This is a genomic window from Aestuariivirga sp., assembly GCF_046294715.1.
GTDB lineage: Bacteria > Pseudomonadota > Alphaproteobacteria > Rhizobiales > Aestuariivirgaceae > Aestuariivirga.
In genome coordinates, this window is record NZ_JBKBKI010000001.1 from 63418 (window position 1) to 83873 (window position 20456).

27 protein-coding genes are annotated in these 20456 nt (G+C 63.4%); 6 read left to right on the forward strand and 21 right to left on the reverse strand.

Going from position 1 to position 20456, the window contains the following annotated elements; all coding sequences use genetic code 11:
* Positions 1-5: 5 nt before the first annotated feature.
* Positions 6-2018, reverse strand: a complete 2013-nt coding sequence (locus ACK4HL_RS00350; RefSeq protein ID WP_409755382.1) for a terminase gpA endonuclease subunit — start codon at positions 2016-2018, stop codon at positions 6-8.
* Positions 1915-2415, reverse strand: a complete 501-nt coding sequence (locus ACK4HL_RS00355; protein WP_409755386.1) for a hypothetical protein — start codon at positions 2413-2415, stop codon at positions 1915-1917. The genes ACK4HL_RS00350 and ACK4HL_RS00355 overlap by 104 nt, the downstream gene beginning before the upstream one ends.
* Before the next feature lie 149 nt (positions 2416-2564).
* Between ACK4HL_RS00355 and ACK4HL_RS00360 the strand changes: the two genes are divergently transcribed.
* The 6 genes from ACK4HL_RS00360 (at position 2565) to ACK4HL_RS00385 (ending at position 6172) form a co-directional block, all read left to right on the forward strand.
* The gene (locus ACK4HL_RS00360; RefSeq protein ID WP_409755389.1) at positions 2565-2774 is read left to right on the forward strand and encodes a cold-shock protein; all 210 of its coding nucleotides are present in this window, start codon (positions 2565-2567) and stop codon (positions 2772-2774) included.
* 13 nt (positions 2775-2787) lie between these two features.
* Positions 2788-3054: a hypothetical protein gene (locus ACK4HL_RS00365; RefSeq protein ID WP_409755391.1), complete on the forward strand. Its 267-nt coding sequence runs from the start codon at positions 2788-2790 to the stop codon at positions 3052-3054.
* Between the two features lie 198 nt (positions 3055-3252).
* Positions 3253-3444: a hypothetical protein gene (locus ACK4HL_RS00370; RefSeq protein WP_409755394.1), complete on the forward strand. Its 192-nt coding sequence runs from the start codon at positions 3253-3255 to the stop codon at positions 3442-3444.
* Between the two features lie 128 nt (positions 3445-3572).
* Positions 3573-4073 (forward strand): DUF3489 domain-containing protein, encoded by a 501-nt coding sequence (locus ACK4HL_RS00375; RefSeq protein ID WP_409755397.1) that lies wholly within the window; start codon positions 3573-3575, stop codon positions 4071-4073.
* A 255-nt stretch (positions 4074-4328) separates the two neighbouring features.
* Positions 4329-5240, forward strand: coding sequence for a carbohydrate ABC transporter permease (locus ACK4HL_RS00380; protein ID WP_409755400.1), 912 nt, complete (start codon positions 4329-4331; stop codon positions 5238-5240).
* A 539-nt stretch (positions 5241-5779) separates the two neighbouring features.
* Positions 5780-6172: a YkvA family protein gene (locus tag ACK4HL_RS00385; protein ID WP_409755403.1), complete on the forward strand. Its 393-nt coding sequence runs from the start codon at positions 5780-5782 to the stop codon at positions 6170-6172.
* Here ACK4HL_RS00385 and ACK4HL_RS00390 read toward each other — a convergent pair.
* The 19 genes from ACK4HL_RS00390 to ACK4HL_RS00480 all read right to left on the reverse strand — a co-directional run bounded on the left by ACK4HL_RS00390 (position 6122) and on the right by ACK4HL_RS00480 (position 20351).
* On the reverse strand, positions 6122-7396 hold the full coding sequence (locus ACK4HL_RS00390) for a DNA modification methylase (protein WP_409755406.1): 1275 nt from the start codon (positions 7394-7396) through the stop codon (positions 6122-6124). The two genes, ACK4HL_RS00385 and ACK4HL_RS00390, sit on opposite strands and share 51 nt — an antisense overlap.
* A 164-nt stretch (positions 7397-7560) precedes the next feature.
* Positions 7561-8133, reverse strand: a complete 573-nt coding sequence (locus ACK4HL_RS00395) for a hypothetical protein (protein WP_409755409.1) — start codon at positions 8131-8133, stop codon at positions 7561-7563.
* Between the two features lie 183 nt (positions 8134-8316).
* On the reverse strand, positions 8317-9063 hold the full coding sequence (locus ACK4HL_RS00400) for an SAM-dependent methyltransferase (protein WP_409755411.1): 747 nt from the start codon (positions 9061-9063) through the stop codon (positions 8317-8319).
* A 38-nt stretch (positions 9064-9101) separates the two neighbouring features.
* Positions 9102-9362, reverse strand: coding sequence for a formate dehydrogenase subunit delta (locus ACK4HL_RS00405; protein WP_409755414.1), 261 nt, complete (start codon positions 9360-9362; stop codon positions 9102-9104).
* 158 nt (positions 9363-9520) lie between these two features.
* Positions 9521-10078, reverse strand: coding sequence for a hypothetical protein (locus tag ACK4HL_RS00410; protein WP_409755417.1), 558 nt, complete (start codon positions 10076-10078; stop codon positions 9521-9523).
* Between the two features lie 3 nt (positions 10079-10081).
* A complete protein-coding gene (locus ACK4HL_RS00415; RefSeq protein WP_409755420.1) occupies positions 10082-10366 on the reverse strand; it encodes a DUF6378 domain-containing protein in 285 nt (94 codons plus the stop codon).
* Entirely contained in the window at positions 10363-10881 is a 519-nt protein-coding gene (locus ACK4HL_RS00420) for a crossover junction endodeoxyribonuclease RuvC (RefSeq protein WP_409755423.1), read from the reverse strand. The genes ACK4HL_RS00415 and ACK4HL_RS00420 overlap by 4 nt, the downstream gene beginning before the upstream one ends.
* 79 nt (positions 10882-10960) lie before the next feature.
* Entirely contained in the window at positions 10961-13921 is a 2961-nt protein-coding gene (locus ACK4HL_RS00425) for a toprim domain-containing protein (protein ID WP_409755426.1), read from the reverse strand.
* Positions 13918-14682 carry a hypothetical protein gene (locus ACK4HL_RS00430; protein WP_409755429.1) on the reverse strand — a complete coding sequence of 255 codons (765 nt, stop codon included), beginning with the start codon at positions 14680-14682 and terminating at the stop codon, positions 13918-13920. Before ACK4HL_RS00430 ends, ACK4HL_RS00425 begins: the two co-directional genes overlap by 4 nt.
* Before the next feature lie 7 nt (positions 14683-14689).
* Entirely contained in the window at positions 14690-14938 is a 249-nt protein-coding gene (locus tag ACK4HL_RS00435) for a DUF6511 domain-containing protein (RefSeq protein ID WP_409755432.1), read from the reverse strand.
* A 92-nt stretch (positions 14939-15030) separates the two neighbouring features.
* Complete coding sequence (locus ACK4HL_RS00440; RefSeq protein ID WP_409755435.1) at positions 15031-15261, reverse strand: hypothetical protein; 231 nt, start codon at positions 15259-15261, stop codon at positions 15031-15033.
* A gap of 10 nt (positions 15262-15271) precedes the next feature.
* Entirely contained in the window at positions 15272-16015 is a 744-nt protein-coding gene (locus ACK4HL_RS00445) for a hypothetical protein (protein ID WP_409755438.1), read from the reverse strand.
* A gap of 5 nt (positions 16016-16020) precedes the next feature.
* On the reverse strand, positions 16021-16854 hold the full coding sequence (locus tag ACK4HL_RS00450; protein WP_409755441.1) for an ATP-binding protein: 834 nt from the start codon (positions 16852-16854) through the stop codon (positions 16021-16023).
* Positions 16851-17351 carry a hypothetical protein gene (locus tag ACK4HL_RS00455; protein ID WP_409755444.1) on the reverse strand — a complete coding sequence of 167 codons (501 nt, stop codon included), beginning with the start codon at positions 17349-17351 and terminating at the stop codon, positions 16851-16853. The genes ACK4HL_RS00450 and ACK4HL_RS00455 overlap by 4 nt, the downstream gene beginning before the upstream one ends.
* On the reverse strand, positions 17344-17712 hold the full coding sequence (locus tag ACK4HL_RS00460) for a hypothetical protein (RefSeq protein ID WP_409755447.1): 369 nt from the start codon (positions 17710-17712) through the stop codon (positions 17344-17346). The genes ACK4HL_RS00455 and ACK4HL_RS00460 overlap by 8 nt, the downstream gene beginning before the upstream one ends.
* Positions 17713-17857: 145 nt before the next feature.
* The gene (locus ACK4HL_RS00465; RefSeq protein WP_409755449.1) at positions 17858-18457 is read right to left on the reverse strand and encodes a sigma factor; all 600 of its coding nucleotides are present in this window, start codon (positions 18455-18457) and stop codon (positions 17858-17860) included.
* 119 nt (positions 18458-18576) lie between these two features.
* Positions 18577-18855 carry a helix-turn-helix domain-containing protein gene (locus ACK4HL_RS00470; protein WP_409755452.1) on the reverse strand — a complete coding sequence of 93 codons (279 nt, stop codon included), beginning with the start codon at positions 18853-18855 and terminating at the stop codon, positions 18577-18579.
* Positions 18856-18866: 11 nt separating this feature from the next.
* Positions 18867-19619, reverse strand: coding sequence for an ImmA/IrrE family metallo-endopeptidase (locus ACK4HL_RS00475; RefSeq protein ID WP_409755455.1), 753 nt, complete (start codon positions 19617-19619; stop codon positions 18867-18869).
* Between the two features lie 171 nt (positions 19620-19790).
* A complete protein-coding gene (locus tag ACK4HL_RS00480; RefSeq protein WP_409755458.1) occupies positions 19791-20351 on the reverse strand; it encodes an HD domain-containing protein in 561 nt (186 codons plus the stop codon).
* Positions 20352-20456: the final 105 nt, after the last annotated feature.

Consider the following 20456-nt stretch of genomic DNA (forward strand, 5'->3'; position numbering starts at 1 on the left):
TCGGTTCACCTGTTCAGTCTTGAAGACAGCCCTGCAAAGCGCGAGCGAAGATCTGGAGCGGCAGCAACGGCAAGCGCCGCAACCGTTCTGACCGGCTCTTCCTCGCTTGCTTCCGGTTCATTTTTCCTCGCATCCCGCAGCACACCCTCAGGAATGCGCTGGACGTTCAGCGAATAGCCGATCGCCATCGCGAGCGTCTCGCAGTCGAGATAGTGGTTCGCCCGCGATTTCTGTACCCACTGCGGTTTACCCGTGGCACCGTCGACGACGCGTACCTCCGAGACCAGCTGCTTGGCGTAATCCTCGTCGATGTCATCGGGCACGATGAAGGAGCCCGGCTGGTCCAGTGGTGTACTGATCCTGGAGACCAGCAGAGACTTGAAAAAGTCGGTTGATAGCCAGACGAGATCGATCGAGTAGGACGCCTTCTTGCCCTTGGGTGTCACCTCGATCTTCGACACCCGGTAAGGCGGCGACATGGTGGCCCGGCCCTTGGTGGGCGAGACCAGCCAAGGATAGCGCCGCGCGAACTCATAGACCTTGTGCTCGTCGCCGGCGTCGGGCTTGTTCGGCCGGAAGCCAGAGTCGATGAACACCCGTTCGATCTGCAGCCCGACGATAGGTGTCAGCATCAGGTCAGCAAGGGCGTTCCACACTTCGTCATCGTCTGTCGGACCATATAGTTGCCCGCGGTCGATCAGCCAGGAGCGCCCCCGGGCTCCGAAACCCCGGATGGTGTAGTAAAGCGACAGCTTCTGGACGTCGACGCCCATGCCGAGGCGGAGGACGCCATCGGGCACTTCCTTGAGCCGGTAAGGCTGCCGCCGCTGCAGGATTTCCTGCCAGTCGAGTGCATCTCGTCCTGCCGCAGGCGTGAAGCACTCCCCGAAGCCGGCGTTGAGAGCCGTCTGCACCTGGTCGGGATCCCCTGACGCCAAAGCTCGGACATAGCGCTCGACCCTGGTACCCCAGGTGACGAAGGGGCTGGCAAGCCCGCTCGCCCAGAAGCTGATCACCGCGTTATCCGCCGGTGAACCCTGGACCTCACCCTCCTCGATCCATTGTCCGGGCGCCACGTAGAGCCCCCGGAAATTCATCTCCTGCTTGTCACTATCCTGGTGCAGCCCGCCGCAGTGCGGGCATTGCAGCTGGGCTTCCTTTGCGGCTTCTGCCGGGGTCGCATTCTCCGGCCACCGCATCTGCTCAAAGCGAGGGACGAAGTAACGCTCACAGTGTTGGCATGGCCAGCAGAAGTGATGCCGCGTTCCGGACTGCCAGAGCTTCCAGATGGCACTCTCGACTACCTCAGGCTCGGCTTCCTTCCAGAAGCGAAGGCCACTCCTCTCGTCGAGTCCGCTCTCAACCAGGCCCCGCGAAGGGGTCGAGGTAATGGCCGTGACGAAGTCAGCATAGGTTTCGCCACGCGCCTCCACGAGGCCCAACGGGTCACCCTGTCCTTTCACGTTGGCGAGCATCTCGTCGTATTCATCGACCAGCGCGAGGGCTGCCGGGCTCGACTTCAGTGCCGCCGATGATCCCGCATGGGCGAGACGTACCGGCACCCCGGCGACCACCTTCAGTGTCTTTTTCATGCGGCGGCCACGGACCACCTTGGCGGAGAGCGTTTCCGCTTCATCGAGCAGGCTCATCAGGCGCGGCTCGAACTGGTCAGTCAGGAAGTCCCTGATCGGACCAACGTAGAGGATCGGCGCAGGCCGTTGGTCGAGACGCGCTCCCAGGACGTCGAGCAGCCCGTCAGTCTTCCCCATCTGGGCGCCGCACACCATGACGACCCGCTTGTGCGTGCCGGCGTAAATGGCCCGTTCCACAGGAATGACGTAGGGCGTGACCCCTGGATCCCTCGGACCGGGCAGTCCTGAGGTTTCTGCGTAAACCCTGTTGGCGCGCGCCCACTCATCCGGCGGCAGCTTCGGCGCGGGCCGTAGAATTGCTTCTGCCAGCCTCCAGCACTTCAGCCTTTTCTGCGGCTCGCTCGGAAAGGCGCGAGAGGACACCATCGATTTCCGTTTCTACCTTCTGGCGCTCGGCCACGATACGGGTGAGCCGCGCCGGAAGGCCTGCAAGCTCCGACCTCACCATGCCGGCCAACTCCGCCATATCGTTCAGCGCGTCCTCGACCGGGATCAGTTCCCGCGAACGCTCGGCGATGCGGAGTTCGATCTCGAGTGCCCGGGCATCACGTACCCGGCTATCGACCGCCGACCTGGCGGAGCGGCGCTCATCGTCCTTGAGGTAGCGCAGATATCCCTGCACAGCACCCACGAGCTGTACGAAGCCACGCTTCTCAGGTCTCGGTATGTAGCCCTGCTTCACCAGCTGCCGGATGCGCTCCTCCGAGATCATCAGCAGCCGTGCTGCCTGGCCGATCGGGATCAGGCCTGCATGTTCCGCCACGTTGCATTCTCCACCCAAATGATCGTCAGGCTACGCCTTAGACAACAAAACCGCACCCGAAGTTGGTTGACTTTGTCTAGTCGGACCTGTCTTGTCCTCATGCTGCCCCGGGCAGCAACTTACTGAAACAACGAAAGCGAGAACACAACGTGGCGACCGGCAAAGTGAAATGGTTCAATGCAACGAAGGGTTATGGGTTCATCGCCCCTGACGACGGTGGTAAAGATGTCTTCGTTCACATCAGTGCAGTCGAGCGCTCCGGTCTCCAATCGCTTCAGGAGAACCAGGCAGTGTCCTTTGAGGTGACGACCGACCGTAGGACCGGCAAGGCGTCCGCCGAACAACTCCGCGCTCTGTGAGATACAGACAAGCATGACACGAAAAGCAAAGAGATCGGTCGCCAAAGCGAGAACCGCAAGCAAGAAAACGACGAAAGCCAGTGCGCGAAAATCCGCCAAGACCGGGTCGCCCGCTAGAAAGAAGCCCGAGCAAAAACTAACCCGCCGCAGCGGCGCCGACGTCGCGAAGCTCCAAAAGGCCGTGATCAAGAGCCTGAAAGCCGGCAAGTCCGCTCAAAGCCTTGCTGCGGAGTTCGGCATTTCGACGGCTTACGTCTACATTCTTAAGAACAAGGGCTGAGCACGAAACCTGCACATCGCTGTGTCGCGCGCTCTGGCAACAGGGCGCGTTTCTGCCTCCAAATGCACCTTTAAGGTCCATTTGAGTTAGAAATCAAACTATCATCTATTCCGCTTCACTTTTCCCGGTTTCCGAGCATGTATGGCTTGCACAACGGAGACCACCATGCACCGCCTCTCCAAAAACAATTGCACAGCATTGACCGCGTTCCTTGCCAAGAAAGCCGAGATCGACGCCATGCTGGCGAGGCTCGCGATACTGAGCGCCGACCACTTCTGCGCCGACCCGGACCGGGTGAACTGGGGCGATGTGGGGACCCTCGAGGACTATGCCCGCCACCTGCGACGCATCACCAACGCCGCCTTCCGGGAAGGGGAGCACGCCGAGTAACTGCGGCCACCAAGCCAACTGCTCTACCCCGCCTCGTGCGCGGGGCCCGGGGTCGTAGGAGCCGGAGATCATTCCGGCCCATGAACTCACGGAGCAGACCCATGACCAAACTCACGGATACCCAGCGCGTGATCCTCAGCGCCGCCTCACAGCGCACCGACCGCCTCGCTCTGCCGCTGCCCAAAAGCCTCAAGGGCGGTGCCGCCCGCAAAGTTGTGAACGCAATGGTCGACAAGGGCCTCCTCAGGGAGGTGAAGGCCAACCGCAAGCTTGGCGATCCCGTCTGGCGCGAGAGCGATGAGGGTCAGGGACTCAGCCTGCTCATCACCGAGGCAGGGTTGACCGCCATCGGCATCGAGGCAGAGCCTCTGAAGAGCAAGGCTCGGAAATCAGATCTAAAGCCTGCCACCGCCGAGCGCAACATCCGCGAGGGCACGAAGCAGGCGCTGGTGATCGGAATGCTTCGCCGCCCAGAGGGCGCGACCATCGCGGAAATCGCCGAAGCCACCGCATGGGCCAGCCACAGCATACGAGGATTCTTCGCGGGAGCCCTCAAGAAGAAGCTCGGCCTCGCTATCGACTCCGAGAAAGACGAGACCAGAGGGCGAGTGTACAAAGCCAGCAACTGACGCCCCGCGTCGAAAACAATGAAGCCGCCAGCGGGGCAGCTGGTTGTGTCAGTCCAGGTCTCTGTGCGGTTTCCCGACCCTGACCCAATGGGTTCGCAAACTGGCTTTCGCGAGAGGTGGGCCATGACCCATCCGCGCGGAGCGTGGCCGGGTCGGACATGGCTGTTTCCGATCTGAGGGATGCACGATGCTGACTACGGAATTTACCGCAGAACCGGAGTAATGTTATCGGTTCGGCGTGCCACTGGAGGATGGATGTCAAGATTCTACAGGCGCTTCTCGCCCAGCCGGATTGCTATCTACGCAGCGCTCTGGACATGGGCGGTCGTCTGCCTGTTCCCGCTGTACTGGCTCGGGCTTGCCTCGATCAAGTCAGTCGGCGATCTGGCGCGCGCGCCCAGCTATGTTCCCTTCCTCGACTTCATGCCGAGTCTCGCCGCATGGCGCTTCATCCTAGGGGACCCTGCAGATAGTCTCGTCTGGAGCTTTCTCAACTCCCTCCTGTCGGCCGGCACGGCCGCCATTGCGGCAGTCGTCATTTCAGGCCTCGCGATTTATGGCATCACCCGCTTTCCGGTGCGGCGGCGATGGCCGGGTCTTCTGCAGCGGCCGCTGATCGTCATCATTCTGGCCACCAGACTCGTTCCGCCCGTGCTGGTGGCGCTTCCACTCTATATGATGGCCCAAGCGTCCGGTCTCTTCGACACTCGGGGGCTCCTCATCGGCGTCTACACAGCCTTCAACCTGCCTGTGGCTCTTCTGCTGCTCGTGCCAGTGTTCGGTACGCGTGCAACCCCGGAAGAAGAGGCCGCCCAGATCGATGGCGCCTCTCACTTCGAGATCTGTTTCGGGATCCTTTTCCCCATGTTGCGCGGGCCCCTGGCGTTCACGGGCCTGGTCATCTTCCTGCTGTGCTGGAACGAGTATCTCTTCGCCGCCTATCTAACATCGGGGCATGCTCAGACCCTCACGCTCTGGATGGCGGGCCAGATCTCCATCAAGGAGGCCCAGGCCGGCGGGGACGCCGAGGAGCTCTCCCACATGGCGGCCGCGTCGGTATTCATGGCGCTCCCCGCCATCGCGCTCGCTGCCGCCATCCAGCATCACATCGCCCGCTCCCTCGCCAGCACGGTGTGGGGCGGCAAAACTGATGCGGAGAGAGAGTGAGGACTGCTTCACTGCCAAGCGGTCTCACGTACAACATACGTGGCCTGTCATCTGAAAGTGATCACGGACGCTGACGGCCCGTAGACCGGCATCCTTCACCCCCATTCCGGAAGCGTTTCGTTTCTAGATCCCAGCAGGCTTGGTGAGTGTTTTTGAGAGTTGGCTTTGTCAGCCGCGCCATCCACGCCGAGTTGAACTGCCGGCCGATCGCGTATCCCCCAATCAGGGACGTCATTGTGAACGGGCAAAGATAAGATTCTCATCGGTGCATGCAGCCGAAGAGTGGGAAAGCGATGACCTGCGTCAGAACCGCGAGGCCATAACCCACCACAATGTTCGTCACCGCCTCCATGAAGAACATCCAACGCGACTGCATCGGGTACCATCCTTCGACTCAGCTTCTATGCCGTCCTCAGCTTGCCAAAGGTTCGGCCGTCTTCATTCAAGAAGCATTATTTGCGGTAATCCTGCCCGCGCTCACGTGATCCTGTCCAAGGCCGTCACTTGTGCCGTGCACAGCCTCGGCATAGAAGAGCAGAATGCTGCAGCAAGCAAAGGCTTGGGCCCGCCATGTCAAACGCGATGTCGTGGCGGTCTGGATCGCCGCAGGTGATCCAAGAACCCCTTGGCATGCCAAGGTGATTGCAGCGGGCATTGCAGCCTACGCGCTCTCCCCCATTGACCTCATTCCTGACTTCATTCCTGTGCTCGGGTACCTGGACGATCTCATCCTTCTGCCGCTCGGCATACTTCTGGTGGTCCGCCTGGTCCCGCCCGAGCTCATGGCGGAATTCCGGGAGAAGGCAGCTGCGGTCCGATTGCGGCCCGCAAGTCGAGCTGGGCTTGCAGTAATTGTCGCACTCTGGCTCATCGCTGCCGGATTACTGCTCTGGCTGTTCTGGCCCGTTGCGCCCGCGCACATTCGCTTCTGATCCACGAATCGCTTTCAGGTCGTCGAAGGTCCGATCCTCGCCTTCCAAAACCGCCACTCCTCCTGTAAAATTCTGCCAACGCTCGACGATGACGTCGGTGTACTTGGGGTCCAGCTCGAGGAGCCGCGCTGAACGACCCGTCCGTTCGGCGGCGATGAGCGTGGTGCCTGAACCACCGAAGAGGTCCAGGACGATATCGCGGCTCTTGGAGGAATTGGTGATGGCACGTTCGATGAGCTCCACCGGCTTCATTGTGGGATGGAGATCGTTGATGCGAGGCTTGTCGACGAACCAGACATCACCCTGATCACGGGCGCCGCACCAGTAATGCTGGCTGCCCTCCCTCCAGCCGTAGAGGATCGGCTCGTACTGGCGCTGGTAGTCAGCACGGCCCAGCGTGAAGGTGTTCTTCGCCCAGATGATGAACGTCGACCACTTGCCGCCGGCCTCGGTGAAGGCCTTCTGCAGCGTATGGAGCTCGGATGAGCTCATGCAGATGTAGCAGGCCCCCTTGGTCACCATCAGCAGGTTGACGCAGGTATCGTAGAGGAACTGGTGGAAGCCCTTGCCCAGGGCGTCATTGAGGATGCGGCGGTCCTTGCCGCGCATCTTGTCCTTGGCCGAATTCCCGTAATCGACGTTGTAGGGCGGATCCGTCACCGCCATGTCGGCGAGCTGGCCGCCCATCAGCTTCTCGACATCCGTCATCACGGTGGAGTCACCGCAGAGGACCCGGTGGCCGCCGAGGATCCAGAGGTCGCCCGGCTTGCTGACAGCTTTGGCGGGAACCTCGGGTGCCTCATCTGGATCGGTGAGACCCTCGATCTGCTCGGCGCCGAGCAGCTTGTCGAGCTCGTCGGAGACGAAGCCGGTCAGCGCAAGATCGAAATCGTCGAGCTTCAGGTCGCCGAATTCCAGCCGGAGAAGTTCATCGTCCCACTCGGCATTCTCGTGCGAGCGGTTGTCCATCAGACGGTAGGCCTTGGCCTGCGCCGGGCTGAGGCCCTCCGCTACATGGACCGGCACGGTCTTCAGCCCCAGCTGCTTGGCGGCCTCAAGCCGGGTGTGGCCGACGATCACCACCAGCTTCTCGTCGACCACGATGGGCTGGCGGAAACCGAACTCGGCAATGGACGCCTTCACGGCATCGATGGCGGCGGTGTTGTTACGGGGGTTGCGAGCATAGGGGACCAGCTTCTCCACCGGCATATCGGTGACGATCATCGGACCCCTAACTCTCGATCGAAATGCCCATTTTCCGGGCCTTTCCGCGCGTGCGAGTCAAAACAAAACGGAAAAATCAAAAGCAGAAAAACGCTCGAAAACCGGGCTGCGGCGGCCGCGCTCTTCTCTGGTTGCAAATGGGGCTCCTACCCCGCCCCCGCCCCTCAAGGCGGCTTTGCTCCCAGCCGCCGGCCACCCAGCTGAGCACCGCTCAGCATCAATGCGATCAAGCGCGACGACTCGGTCAGGATGCGCGGGTTCTGGTCCTGCCAAGCGGCATAGGCCTGGGCGCGCAGCATCTCCTTGGGCACCGACGGTCCCCACAGCTGCTCGATCGGAAAGCGCGCCTTGCTGGTGCGCTTGAAGACGCCATTGTCGTAGCGCTTCACTACGAAGGCCGAGCGGAAGGTCTGCGCCCTGCCCCAGATCTTCGCGCGCACGCCGTAGGAGAACTGCTTCGAGCCGAAGAACGACAGCGGCAGGTGGCGCCCAGTACCCGACGTGACCGTGGCCATCGTGCCGCGCGTCGAGGACTGAAATCGTGTGGCAGCGTTGACGGCACCACGCGGAATGGAGGACTGCTGGACAAGCGAACGGCGCAGCTGTGTGAACGACTTGCGGCCTTCCTTGTTGAGGGCCATTGAGAACGCGCGGCGGGCTTCACCTTCGCCGACCCGATGGCACGCAACTTCGAAGCGGATCCTGACATCGTCTGCCTCGAGAAAGCGGACTCTCATGATCAGCCTCCAAATGGAAAGCGCCCGGAGAACTCATCTCCAGGCGCATTTCTGATCGTCCAATAACGGAACTTTTAGCCGCCTCGCAGGATGGCGTCAAGAGAAGATTTCAAGTAAGGAAATATACTGGCATAATTTTGTTGCCAGAATCTCTCACCTGGCAGTCGAGTTACAAACTCTCTCTCACCGCTTCATAAGGGCAAACACACCCCATCCCAAATATTCCCGCGTGTAGGTCGCGTAGCGTTGGGGTTCCGTAGCCAGCTTGCCTCTCACCTCTGAGGCAAGTTCGTCGTGCGGGTTGGCGTCCAGCCACCGCCGCATGGTGAGCCATTTGGCTGCTTCGTACCTGTCCCAGCTATCCTCGTCAGCGAGCACCATTTCGACGACGTCGTGACCAAGGTCAGAGAGAGATTTGAGAAGCTCTGGGAGCGTCAGAAAATCCGAAACCGATTCTGCAAGACACTGCTGGGCGATTTCCTGGGTAGGCGGCAGTTGCCGCCAGAATGGTTCTCCGATGAGGATGACGCCGTAGGTGCGAAGGCTACGCGCAAGAAGCTCGATAGTGCCGGCCACCCCGCCGCCTATCCATGTAGCACCCACACAAGCCGCCACATCGACCTTCTCGTCCGAGACGTAGCCGGCAGCGTCGCCGTGAATGAAGCGGACCTTGTCAGCCACGCCGAGTGCAGCGGCCCGGCGCTCGGCCTGTTGGGTGAACAGCCTGCTCTTGTCGACCCCGGTGCCCGTGATGCCAAAATCGCGGGCCCATGTGCACAGCATTTCGCCTGAACCGCTACCGAGATCGAGTATTCGCGAGCCTGAAGCCATCCGTAAGGCAACGCCCAGGATCGCGAGCTTCTCCTGTGAGAACGGATTGTGTATGCGGTGAGCGCTTTCCGAGATGTTGAAGATTCTTGGAATATCCAATGTGGAGCTTTCCTGATTGCGAGAGGCTGCCAGTTCTCTCAGCCCCCGGTGCCGTCCTTCTCCCGAAACCGTGTCTTGATCGGATTGTACTTCTCGCAGTTGATCTGCAGCAGGCTTTTGCCGATGAGGTTGTTAAACACCGTTGGGTGGTCGTGAAACTCTTCGAACAGCTTCTGCCGCATGGATGGAGCCCAGTTCTTGTTGATGTGCTCCGCAACCATCTGAGTTGCCTCGTCTTCCGGATAAGACTGGTGGAACGTGGCAATATCATTGGCCATGTGGATGAGATGGTTATCCATTCAAGTCGTCCTTTGCGGGTTACGTTCAGTATCCAGGCGCAAGGGGTGAGGAAAAACCGCAGGCCAGAACCTAGCAGGATGTGGCTCGCAGCTCAATGCACTCGCCTAACAGGCAGGAGAGCCACGCCACTGCATGGCTCTTCCGAATCCCTCGCGCCTCACAGACGGAACAGCCGCACCAGTGCGTTCAACGCCACTCTCAAGTTGCCGATGTCCTCTTTCTGCCACCGCATGGCGTCTTCGTCGGTGCAGATGACGCGGTAGACCAGCAGTGTCGGCCGCCTGCCCAATGACATCCGGTGGTCGCGGTCACAAGCGTCAAGTGCGCCGGTGGCATCGTTGAAACGACGCCTCAATCTTTGCACGACACTCCCATCCGGTTCTCCAACGCTGCCCCCAAAGATCCCCTCGTTGATCAGCAGGCCTGCGATGGACCGGGGGCTGGGGGCCGGGAGACCGAGCACCCCGTGGTGGTGCTTGTAGAGCTCGGCAAAAGCCATGCCTGCCTGGTACTGCTTCTCGCTGATCAATTCGCGGAAAGCGAGACGGCCAAGGGCTGACCCAAGCCGTTCGTCAGTGGCCTGCTTCGCTGTCACCCCGAAGTGCCGGCGGCGGGCCTCGATCACCGTGCTCATGGCCTCGCGCTCGGTTTCCTCGCGGGTGCGCTTGCCACAGGGGTAACGCCTGCCCGGCTTTCTTTTGCGTCCAGGTGCCATGGGTCAGTGTCCTTCCGCTTCGGGCGTGTTCGCAATTTCGGCGAGGAGTGCCGCGTAACCGCAGACATCGACTGCGGAATCCTCGTGCGCCGGGTCATGGGCGAGGCGGGCGAGTTTGAGATCGAGAAGGCAAAGGACCACCTGGGCGGCGGTGATCTCGCGGCCCAGCGTGACCGACCACCGGCTGGCAACCGCCGCCATGGAGCCAGCGGCCTCGCCGTACTCGCTGCCGCGCTCGGCAATGACATTGGCGACGTGTTTCAGGAACTGCTCGGCAGGTCTGCTCATGCCACACCTCCCCGGGTCTCGATGGCCCAGAGCAGAATGGCAATGGCATCGGCCTCATTATCATCGGCAGGCTCGAAACCGCGCTCGCGGACGGCGGCGATCATTGCCTGCTTGTCGGCATTGCCCTTGCCCGTGGCGAAGCGCTTGATGGTGCCGACGGGGACACCCTGGTAGGGGATAGCTTGAGCCTCGCACCAGCTGCTCAGTGCCGCGAGGAAGCCCCCGTAGATGTGGGCGGCATCCGTGCCGATGTGCCGGCGAACCTCCTCGAAGACGACAGTGTCGAGACCGCCGCTCACCGCGAGCGTCTGATCGAGCCACTTGCCGAAGCGGAGATAGCGCATGCCGCCGCCCTCGAAGCGGGTGGGCCGGAACTCGGCGGTGCCGTGGAGGATGCGGCAACGCCCGGTGCGGAGCGCCCAGCCTGTCGTGCTGCCGAGGTCCAGGGCGAGGATGGAGGGGGTGGATGGAGTTACATTGCACGCGAGCGAAGGGACGGCGTTGGCAACCATCATGATGGCCTCCTTGAATGAGATGGATTGTCGATGTGGCGGGTGGCGGCGCCTGCGTCAGGGCGGTCGCGGAAGGCGGATGTCACTCATCCGTCACCTCCCGCAGCCATGCCGGGACTGCTTTCCGGTCAGGGAACATGGGGGAGTGAGCTGCCTCACACTCCCCGCCACTCTCCCCGGGCGAAGCCTCTGATTTTGTGAGCCCAGGGGAATGTGGGGAGTTTGGGGAGTGTTTCTGCGTACCTTTCTCCTCATACGCGCGCGCGTGCGCGCGTGTAGGTGTTGAAAAACATTCCCAAAACTCCCCACACTCCCCGGAGCCTTGCGGATCAATAGGTTGAAGAGGGGAGTGTTGGGTGGGGACACTCCCCGCGACTTCGCAACACTCCCCGCTAACAGCCGGATTCGGTTCCGGAAAACACTCCCCACACTCCCCGGCCATCCGAAGACTCCACTGCTGAGCCTGGTGAGAGATGCCAAGTGCGGCCAGGCGGAGATCATGGACGCCGACCTTGAACACCCTGTCGCGCATCCTCGCCAATGACTTGCCGAGCCGGATACGCCGGGAGTGATCGTTGCCGTTGCCGAGCGGCAGCGGCGGCTCGGCCATCAGGGCCAGTTCGTAGAGATCGGCCGACTTCACCTCGGCTGTGCCATAGCGATGCCACCAGCCCGTCACGAAGGCAGCCCAGGCACTCCCTTCAGTATCCGAGGACGCCATCATCTCGTCGAGATTGCCGAGGAAGCCTTCGATGCCGGCGGTCTCCAGGATGCCGCCGATGGTGCCGGCCCAGTTCTCGTAGGAGCCGATGGTCTTTGTCCCTCGCGGGCGGCCAGCGGCAATCCACGCCTGGCAAAGGGTCAGGCAGGCGGCAACAAGCTGCGCCCGATTGGCGCGCACCCAAATCATGAGATCAGGATGCCGGAAGCTTCCACGCTGCCACGGCCGCTCGACATGGGCATCGAGACGGATGCGGATCAGGCGGCGCGCCATCTCGTTGGAGAACTCCGGGTTATTGCCAGTGGCGATCCACACGCAGCGGATCGGAAGCCGCGCCATCTCGGACGCCCCGAGGATACGGTCCTCCCAGAACGGAGCCGTGAGCGCCGCGGCCACGGCCGAGCTGTCCAGCTTGTTGCGCAGATTGTCGATGAGCAGGATGGATGGCACCTGGCGGAGCTTGGCCGTGACGCGCTTCCGCCATTCCTCGTCATCCCGACCTTCGGTCATGACGCTGGCGCCGGAGCCGGTGAGAATGGTGGCAATCGAATCCACCATCAGGGTGGCGCCGGTGCCAGGCGTGGGCTTCTCGATCAAATGCAGCGGGGTTGGACCGTTGATCATCGAGCGAAGGAACCCCAGGAGCAGGAGCGCCACGCCGTGCGCCATCTCGGACGGCGAGACGAAGGGGAAGTCGCCGAGAAGGTCCTCGCAGATGAGGGCGCGCGCCTCGGCAATCTGCTTCGAGGTGGGGCGCTCGGGAACGGCAGGCACGGCAAAGCCCGGCGCCGGCTGATAGAGCAGTCGCGCGTCGGGATGATAGCCGGGGCTGGTGAGGAGCTTGCCATTCCGTCCGAAGACGGGCGTGTTGACGATGCCCATGAGCACCGGGAGACCGGGATCGGGCGTGGCGAGCACGGACTTGACGACGGCGAGTGGCGGCGGCGCGGGGACCATCTCCCCCTTCGCATTTTGGCGAACCCAGGCGGCAAGCCGTGCCAGCATGTGGCGGAGCCGATCCTCATTCAGCGCGGCGGCAACGGGGCGGCCCTCATCGTCAGGCACCACCCAGGTGGGCTGGCCGGCATAGCGGAAGAGCCAGGGCGTGCGGTTGGACGCCAACAGCAGCGACCACACCCGCTCGACCGCACGCGCAAGATCGCCCTCGTCGGCGCGGAGAACCGGCAGGTCGTCAGGCTCAGTCACATAGTTGAGCGGGCGATGCTGCCCGATCTCCGGCGCTGCATCTTCCTCCTTCGGGAGAGCGCGCATGATGGCCGCCTTCACGGCGTCCGCACCAGAGGCCGTCAGCAGGTCGTTGAAGTCCTGACCGGCCATCGGCGGCAAGGCGATGACGGCCTCCCTGCCCTCCATGCGTAGCCGTCGTGCCGCCGTCTCGGCAGCGCGGAGACCCGCTCCGGAGGCATCATTGTCGGCGAGGATGATGACCCGGCGGGCAGCGGGAGGCAGCTGCACCTGCTCCAGGCCGGACGTCGACAAGGTAGCCCAGACGGGAAGGCCGGGACACGCCGTCATCACCGCGAGCCCTGTCTCGATGCCCTCGCTGATCCCGAGCGCACCTTCCCCTGCGAACGATGCCAGCCTGACGGCGCCGCCGGCGACCTTCCCCAACATCATGCGGGATTTCGGCACAGACGCCTTGGTCACGGCTCCGCCGGCACGTTCCTCGAGCCAGGTCCGATGCAGCCCGCTAATCGTCCCGGAGCGATCGCGGATGAGGCCCACCATTGCCGCGAAGCCTGCCTTCGCCTCCCAGTGCGTGAGATCCGGGTGATACCGGAGATCCGCCCCCACCGGCATGATAAGGCCGCGACCTGCAAGGTAGCGCGCCGCCGGGGTACCTGCGATCGGCAAGAGCCCCGACTGGATGTGTGCCATCTCCTGAGCGGCATCGCGCTTCGGCAGAGATGGCGTCGTTGCCGGCGCCCGCCATTCCGGCATTCCGGCCAGGACGCCGGTCATATCCGCCGCCGCCCCGATGAGGGCTGCGCCATCGAGGCCGGTTGCATGCGCCAGCGTATTGATGGGACCTCCGCCCTGGTCGCCATCGAAGTCATGCCAGTCCCCGGCATGCGGTCCCTTCAGGCTGATGACACAGGATCCGTAGCTACGAGGTTCGGCACCCCCGATGTTGGCCAGCCGCCATTCATCGCCTAGGCGCCGGCCATTGGGGAACAGCTTCGGCACCCAGGCCTCCGCCGTCTCGCGAAGCCGCTGCACCACGAGGTCGAGGTCGTAGTGTGCCGCGCGGCCTGCACGAGGCGGCTGGACGTCGTTGAGATCGATGAGTACCGCGCTCATCCAGCATCCTTCCAGCAGCGCGTGGAGAAGGCACAGAAGCGGCAGACATGGAATTCCGGACTGGCGGCGATCCTAGACGGCAGGTCATTGGCCTCGGCGGCACGGATGATATCGGCGGCCTTGTCGGAGAGCACCTGTGCCACATGGGGCACAAAGGGTACCTGCTCGTGATGGAGCTCCTGCGTGTCCTTGTTCAGGCAGGTGAAGAGCGCCACCCCGAGCTCCATGTAGGCCATGTAGAGCTGGAGCTGGGCGTAATAGACGGGCTTCGACAGCTCGACGCCGCGCTTCACGACGTCTGACCACGACTTGTGCTTGAGCGCCTTGTGCTCGAAGAGTGCTGGCCATGCGATGCCGACATCGGGACCACCGATGATCACGCCGTCGATATGCCCCCTGATTCGGCCGCCGGCGGTCTCGAAGCCGAACTGACCGCCGTCGCGGCGCTGGGTGAGGAGTTCGAAGCCTGCTGACTTCAGCCAGTGGATCGAGAGGTCCTCGAAGGCGTGCCCGGCCGCGAAGATCCGCAGCGCCTGGCCGGAGAACCCCTTGTCGGGATCCTCAGGGGTATGGGTGTATTCGTAGACGAGCCGGCGGCTGCAGGCCTCGCCGATTCGGCTGACGCCGAGATAGCTGCGCTTGGGCTGCGAGGCATGCTGTGCCAGGAGCGCCCGGTCGATGAGCTGATTGACGCGGGCGCTGAGCGGCAGCTCCGCAGCCGTGTAGATCGAGCCGGAGCCATGATTGAGATCGAGGTGCATGCAAGCCTCAGAAGGGTACGTCACCCCGCCCCGACTGGCGGAGCATGGAATCCTGGAAGCCGTCGACGCAGGTCTCGATGATGCGGTCGATGTCGGCGGGCGAGCGGTCGAAGAAGGGTTCCATGAGCCCCAGTTCGGTGAGCGTTGCCGCGAGAAAGGCGCGCGCATCGCGAATGGCGCGCTGTTCCATATCCGTCTTGTCGATCATGCCGTGGTTCTCCAGAGCGAGGCTCGAGCCCTGTTCGAGGCAGCGCATCGAGCAGAAGCGGTATTGCGGATAGCGGTCGCGACGCAGCTCGCGGCAGTAGCCGAAGCCCCGGGCCTCGCGGCCGCAGAGCGCGCACGGACCTAGCCCGCCAGCAGGAAGCTCCTGAGCACGGCTGTCTCCTCCGGCTTCGCCGCGATCCTGCGGGAGGCCAGGACAATGAAGCGGGAGATCACATTGTCGGCGATCGCCTCGAGATCGCGCATGGTGAGAGACCGGATGGGCTGGTCGAGCCGGCCTCTTGCCTCGAGCCATCCTCCGATCTCCCTTGCTGCCTCACGCGTCACATGCGCCTGCCACTCGTCCTCGGTCATGGGGCGAGGCTCAGCTGCTGAGCCACGCCGGTGCGGCCCTGGCGGGCTGCGCGGGAGCTGCCGGCCGGGGAGGGGCGGATCCAGGCTGAGCCGCGCCGCCACCGCTGAGCGCGCCGCCCCAGGAGGGCTTCGGGTCAGCAGGGCGGGCTGTCGCGCCGCCCTGCCCCCAGGCAGGCTTCTCAGTCACTGGTTTCTCCGCCCGCGGACTGCTGGCCGGCGCCGCGGCGACAGGCTCGCCATTCATCACCTTCTGCCATTCGGGTGCCGTGGGCAGAACCACATGGGCGAGCCGGTTCTGGTCGCGGTAGGCGCCGCGGCCCGGTTCGACGGCGATCTTCGCGACGAAGCTGATACCGTCAAGGTCCGAGAGACCCCTGAGCACGCGCTTCGCCTTCGCCGCCTCGCTCATGTCTTCGGGGTTGAGCCCCAGCGCGCTATCGATCATGGCGCGGAAGGTCGACTTCGAGATCTTCCAGCCGATCGACTGGCCCTCCTCGTCGAGCTTGCCGCCCGATACCGTGAAGGCCTGCCAGAACTTCCGGCGCGCGTGGGGTCCCTCGAGCACCGTAAACTCGGAGTCGAGCGACAGGACATCGCTTCCCGGCTGGTTCGAGGCCTTGAGGAGGCCCTTGTCGAGGTCGCCGGCGCCGTCGACACCACCCTTGCGGATATGCATCGCCACCCGGGCGTAGGTACCGTCCGGGATCAGTTCGCCCATCACCTGCGGCTGGGCGTCGTTCATGTCATAGGTCATGGGGATCAACCTTTCCGGGGAGAGTGGATCTTGGAGAGAAGGATGGAGAGATCGGCAGGCTCGGTCAGATCGAGCTTGCCGGAGCGGTCCTTGGCGGGAACGCCATAGGGGTTCACTGTCTGACAGACGAGGCGGCGGGTCCGGCCCTTGGCAGGGTCGTGCCGCCAGCCGTCGCCGTCCGGCTCGAACAGGCCCAAGGTGGCGACCTGGTCGACAATGCCCGGAAGCTCGCGGGCAACCTTTCCGCCCTCGAGCTGTGGCTGCCAGTTCGACCGGTTGAACTCGTCCGTCACCTGCTCGAGGATTCCGACGAAGATAGTGGTTTTCCCCTCGGCATGCTGGAGATGCTTCAGGAGCGTAATCACCTCGCGGGCGAGCAGGCCATAGGCGCCGCGCACGTCGGGCTTTCCCGTCCGATCGGAAAAGGCTTCCGGCTGCTGCTTTGACCAGGCCATGGCCTGCCGTGTCAGGTCGGTAATCGAGTCGACGAAGATGTAGCGCTTCGCCGTCACGAGCTGAGCCAGGTCCGGGTAACTCCTGGCCACATGGGTATAGTGCCCCTCCGAGTAGTACCCTTGCGGGTCCGCGGCCGGGTTCACCCCGCCGATGAGGCAGGCAAGGTCGCGCGCATCCTCGAAGCTCCTGATCGGAATACTGTCACCATCCCAGTCCTGGACCGACATGAGGCCCGCCTCGAAGTCGAGGCAGAGGGTGTCGGGGCCTGGCAGCGTGACGGCGAGCCTGGTCTTGCCCACCCCGCTGGGTCCGAGAATCGTCATCGTGGTCTTGGCCATGGCGGCCGAGAGCCGCATGTCGGCGGTGACGAGGCGCAGGCTCACAGGCGCCTCCCGTGGTCAGGCGGGAGAAGGTGATAGCTCGGGCGTCCCGTCTCCACGGTACGGGCGCCGCCGAAGAGTTCCCTGAGGCGGGCCGGCCATGCCTCGTAGGCACGCTCGGACACCTCGAACCTGATCTTCACATAATCCGCAGGGTCCTCGCCCCAGCCGGCGCGGATCAGTTCGACCACTTCCTTCAGCCGCTGCTGGTCCCATTTGACGCGCTTCGGCAGATCGGCGACGACCACGAAACCGTTGTCCTCGAAGCGAACGGTGCCGGTGTCCTTCTCGAGCGCCGCACGGGCCTGGCGGGCCCGGGGCCCATAACGGTAGTCGAGGGCGGCATCGAGCTTGTCGTCGAGGCGCTGGGCCTCCTCGAGCACCTGCTCGACCTCACTCTTGAGGTTGGCGAGGGTCGCGGCGGGAAGGACAGCCAGTTCGCCGACGTTCATCGACCTGATACCCGAAAGGCGTGTTGCAGGGTCCTGGGCCTCAAGCATGCTGCAGCCTCCGGCCACGGGAACTGGGGGACGTCGGACGGCGGAGGGCGTGGAGTGCGCCCCGCGTGCGGACCGCGAGGTAAAGCCAGTCGTGGTTTCCGACCCTGCGCTGGACCGGGATGACGAGCCCCATCGATTCGGTCGAGAGCACGCGGTCCGCGACATCGCTGAGCTTGCGGCGCTCGCGGTCGGTGAGACCACTCACCGAGGGCATGCGGTCATGCGAGAGGTGGCCGCGGTAGTAGACGAGCGTCTCTCCGGGCTCGGCGTCGATCAGCCAGTCGACGAAGCCATTCTCTTCGACGATCGCCGAGAGGGTTGGAACATGGTGGCGGGGTACCTGGTCGGGGCGGGCAAGCATCGGTCAAACCTTTCTCGTTCAGCCGCAAGGCGCTTGCGGCCGCTGAACCCTGTGATGTCGGAGGGAGGCGGTCCCGGAGCTTGCGTGCCCGGCGTTCCTCTCTGCCCCTAGAGTAGCGAGCGGGCCCTCGCGTCTTCCCAGGAGGTCATGGGCGGATCAGCCAGCGCCGCGGTGCGAGATCCACCGCGACCAGCCGGTAGCGGAGTTCGCGAAGACGGCGGTGGAATTCGCTGGAGGAGAGCCGCGACAGGCGCTGAGCCTCGCCCACATCGCCATCGGTCTCGCGGATGGAACTGGCGACCAGCCCATAGTCATCCGGAAGGGCACCCAACACATCATTCACCGCGATTGCCTCGACCAGCGCCGCCTCGGAGGGAAGTGCGTCGTCCACAAGTGTATCGGAGAGGCTCAAGCCACCCTCGCCGTCCGGATCGAGAGAGGCATCGAGACTGACGGTCTCCCGATCCCAGCCCGCGACGATACGGTCGGCAATCACCTGTGCGGCCTGCCGGCCGATGCGAATGGCAAAGGCGACGTTGCTGCCGCGGCTATCATCGAAATAGTGCCAGCGCTCGACCAGCATAACGAGGATGTCCTGCTCGGCGTCTTCCTGCTCCGCCTGCGACAGCCTGAGCGACCGCGCCAACTTCCGTGACTGCGCGGCGGCGGTCGTCATCATCACCTGGAGGTCCCGGCGGCTGATGTTCTCCCGGGTGGTCTGACATCTGGTGGCCGTATTCGACAAGTCCGCCTCCCCACGGGATTGCTTGATTGCGCACATGCGCAAACGCGCACATGCACGTCTGCCCTCGGCGGCCCGGAGACCGCGGTGAAATCGGTCAGGATGTGGTGTGGTTCAGAGGATCAGCGGTTCAGCGCCTTGAACTGCCGGTAGACCGACACCGCGACCGAGATGTCGTCCTGCATGTCGGGTGGCAGCCGCTGGGCCTCGATGAAGGCGCGGTCGGTGCCAAGCCCCAGCCTCCGGCAAGCCGAGATGATCAGCTGGTCCTTGGGCGCCTTCTCGAGCCCCCGCTCGATCCGCGACCAGTAGGCCGGCGAGATGTTGATGTCGCGGGCGAAGTCGATCAGCATGATGTTGGCTTCCTCGCGCCTGGCGCGGATCCACTGTCCAAAGGCCATGGCCTGTCCCCTCAGTGAAACGTCCTGGGCCGCGGCGTGCGCAGAAGATCGTAGCGCGCCAGCCGCACCCTCATGAATTCAGCGGAAACCCCATAGAGTTCGCCGAGCTCGAACATCAGTTCCATCGCCTGCTCCGGATTGAGCGAGCGGCCATCGACCGCCGGCGCCCCCGGGATGACCTGGGATGGTTTCTCGGACATTGGCAGCCGGTTGCGCTTGGCTTGACGCAACCAGTCGACGCGGATCAGGGGTGCTGGCACGAGAAGACCTCCCATGAACTCGTTGGCCCGCATTTCCATGGGGTTCCACGCCATGGCCGGGCGTGGGTTGATCTCCGAGGCGACCCGCACGAAGGTCTCGCCGGGCCTGCTGAGCCAGACCGGCGCATCGAAGACGACATGGCCCAGTTCATGAGCAACGGTGGAGCGGAGCAGGGTCTCCGAGGTGTTCAGGCGGGGCCCGTTGATCGACACCAGCACATGGAGCGGCGTGGCGTCATGGTACTCGGTAACCCCCAGCACCTCCTCGTCCTCGGCATTGCGGACGTCATGGTCGAAGTCCCAGAGGACGTCGTACCGGATGCCATTCACCTCGAACCGCGAGGCCTTCTCCTCCATGGCGGCAAGATCCAGTCGTCGCGCCAGCGGTTCGCCGGGGAGCTGTCTCCGCACCTGCTGGGCCACAGTCCAGATCTCGCGATTGGACAGCTGCACCGGCTCATGGCTCAGGGCGGAATGGCGGAAGCAGGCGATGATCGGGGACATGGAACGCATCCTCTCACGAAATTTGTTCCTTTTTTGTTCCATAAGCGAAGGTTCCTGTCCATAGGAATTTTAGTAAACGCGCAATCGCACGAGCCCGCTGTGGACAAGCTGTGGATAACCGGCGATGCGGTTTACTCAAGGGTGATCGGGGTTACTTGCTGATGGCGCTGGCTACGTCCCGGCCGGCTTCCCACCGAGCAGATCGGCTTCGAGTTCGCGCGCTGCCTCGTCAAACACATCGTCTAGCCAGGCGTTGATCCCGCGGGCGCCTTCGACCACCCGCCGCGCCCAGTCCAGGTAATCCTTCTTGCGCTCCGGGGGCCAGTTTCCGGGCGGCGAGTTCACGAGCGACCGGATGTTCGAGATCTTGTCGGCGATCTTGATCATCTTTGCGCGTGACGACTTTTTGGGGGTATTCAGGACCTGAAGGTCCTTGCGTCTCTGCTTCGGCAGGCTCTTGTCGTCCGTCACCTCGGCCACGAGTTCCGCGATGTCGCGGTTGAACGTTCCTTCCAGCTCCGTACGGGTGGTGTCAGTGTCTTCGATCGTGTCGTGGAGCACTGCAGCTGCAATCAGGTTGAGGTCAGAGCCATCCGTCGCCGCGGCGACCAGGGCGGCCACTTCCAGCAAGTGATTGACATAGGGCTCCTCCCTGACGCCCTTTCGCCGCTGGCTCGTGTGCCGCTCCGCGGCAAAGGCATAAGCTTGCGAGACAAGCACGATAGTGGTCATCGAGATCTCCTGCTCTCGGACCTTCGATCCCGCCAGGGATCACGGCCCTGCGGTTCACATGTTGGGGAACACCAGGAATGTAGACATCCATACTGCTCAACGCAA

Excerpts from the sequence above, each read along its gene's own strand:
- ACK4HL_RS00440 (WP_409755435.1), bottom strand. The coding sequence starts at position 15,261 with ATGACCGAGGACGAGTGGCAGGCGCATGTGACGCGTGAGGCAGCAAGG.
- ACK4HL_RS00475 (WP_409755455.1), bottom strand. The coding sequence starts at position 19,619 with ATGTCCCCGATCATCGCCTGCTTCCGCCATTCCGCCCTGAGCCATGAG.
- ACK4HL_RS00445 (WP_409755438.1), bottom strand. The coding sequence starts at position 16,015 with ATGACCTATGACATGAACGACGCCCAGCCGCAGGTGATGGGCGAACTG.
- ACK4HL_RS00385 (WP_409755403.1), top strand. The coding sequence starts at position 5,780 with ATGCTGCAGCAAGCAAAGGCTTGGGCCCGCCATGTCAAACGCGATGTC.
- ACK4HL_RS00455 (WP_409755444.1), bottom strand. The coding sequence starts at position 17,351 with ATGCTTGAGGCCCAGGACCCTGCAACACGCCTTTCGGGTATCAGGTCG.
- ACK4HL_RS00390 (WP_409755406.1), bottom strand. The coding sequence starts at position 7,396 with ATGATCGTCACCGATATGCCGGTGGAGAAGCTGGTCCCCTATGCTCGC.
- ACK4HL_RS00405 (WP_409755414.1), bottom strand. The coding sequence starts at position 9,362 with ATGGATAACCATCTCATCCACATGGCCAATGATATTGCCACGTTCCAC.
- ACK4HL_RS00425 (WP_409755426.1), bottom strand. The coding sequence starts at position 13,921 with ATGAGCGCGGTACTCATCGATCTCAACGACGTCCAGCCGCCTCGTGCA.
- ACK4HL_RS00410 (WP_409755417.1), bottom strand. The coding sequence starts at position 10,078 with ATGGCACCTGGACGCAAAAGAAAGCCGGGCAGGCGTTACCCCTGTGGC.
- ACK4HL_RS00395 (WP_409755409.1), bottom strand. The coding sequence starts at position 8,133 with ATGAGAGTCCGCTTTCTCGAGGCAGACGATGTCAGGATCCGCTTCGAA.
- ACK4HL_RS00350 (WP_409755382.1), bottom strand. The coding sequence starts at position 2,018 with ATGGTGTCCTCTCGCGCCTTTCCGAGCGAGCCGCAGAAAAGGCTGAAG.
- ACK4HL_RS00430 (WP_409755429.1), bottom strand. The coding sequence starts at position 14,682 with ATGCACCTCGATCTCAATCATGGCTCCGGCTCGATCTACACGGCTGCG.
- ACK4HL_RS00470 (WP_409755452.1), bottom strand. The coding sequence starts at position 18,855 with ATGGCCTTTGGACAGTGGATCCGCGCCAGGCGCGAGGAAGCCAACATC.
- ACK4HL_RS00435 (WP_409755432.1), bottom strand. The coding sequence starts at position 14,938 with ATGCGCTGCCTCGAACAGGGCTCGAGCCTCGCTCTGGAGAACCACGGC.
- ACK4HL_RS00380 (WP_409755400.1), top strand. The coding sequence starts at position 4,329 with ATGTCAAGATTCTACAGGCGCTTCTCGCCCAGCCGGATTGCTATCTAC.
- ACK4HL_RS00420 (WP_409755423.1), bottom strand. The coding sequence starts at position 10,881 with ATGATGGTTGCCAACGCCGTCCCTTCGCTCGCGTGCAATGTAACTCCA.
- ACK4HL_RS00460 (WP_409755447.1), bottom strand. The coding sequence starts at position 17,712 with ATGCTTGCCCGCCCCGACCAGGTACCCCGCCACCATGTTCCAACCCTC.
- ACK4HL_RS00415 (WP_409755420.1), bottom strand. The coding sequence starts at position 10,366 with ATGAGCAGACCTGCCGAGCAGTTCCTGAAACACGTCGCCAATGTCATT.
- ACK4HL_RS00365 (WP_409755391.1), top strand. The coding sequence starts at position 2,788 with ATGACACGAAAAGCAAAGAGATCGGTCGCCAAAGCGAGAACCGCAAGC.
- ACK4HL_RS00480 (WP_409755458.1), bottom strand. The coding sequence starts at position 20,351 with ATGACCACTATCGTGCTTGTCTCGCAAGCTTATGCCTTTGCCGCGGAG.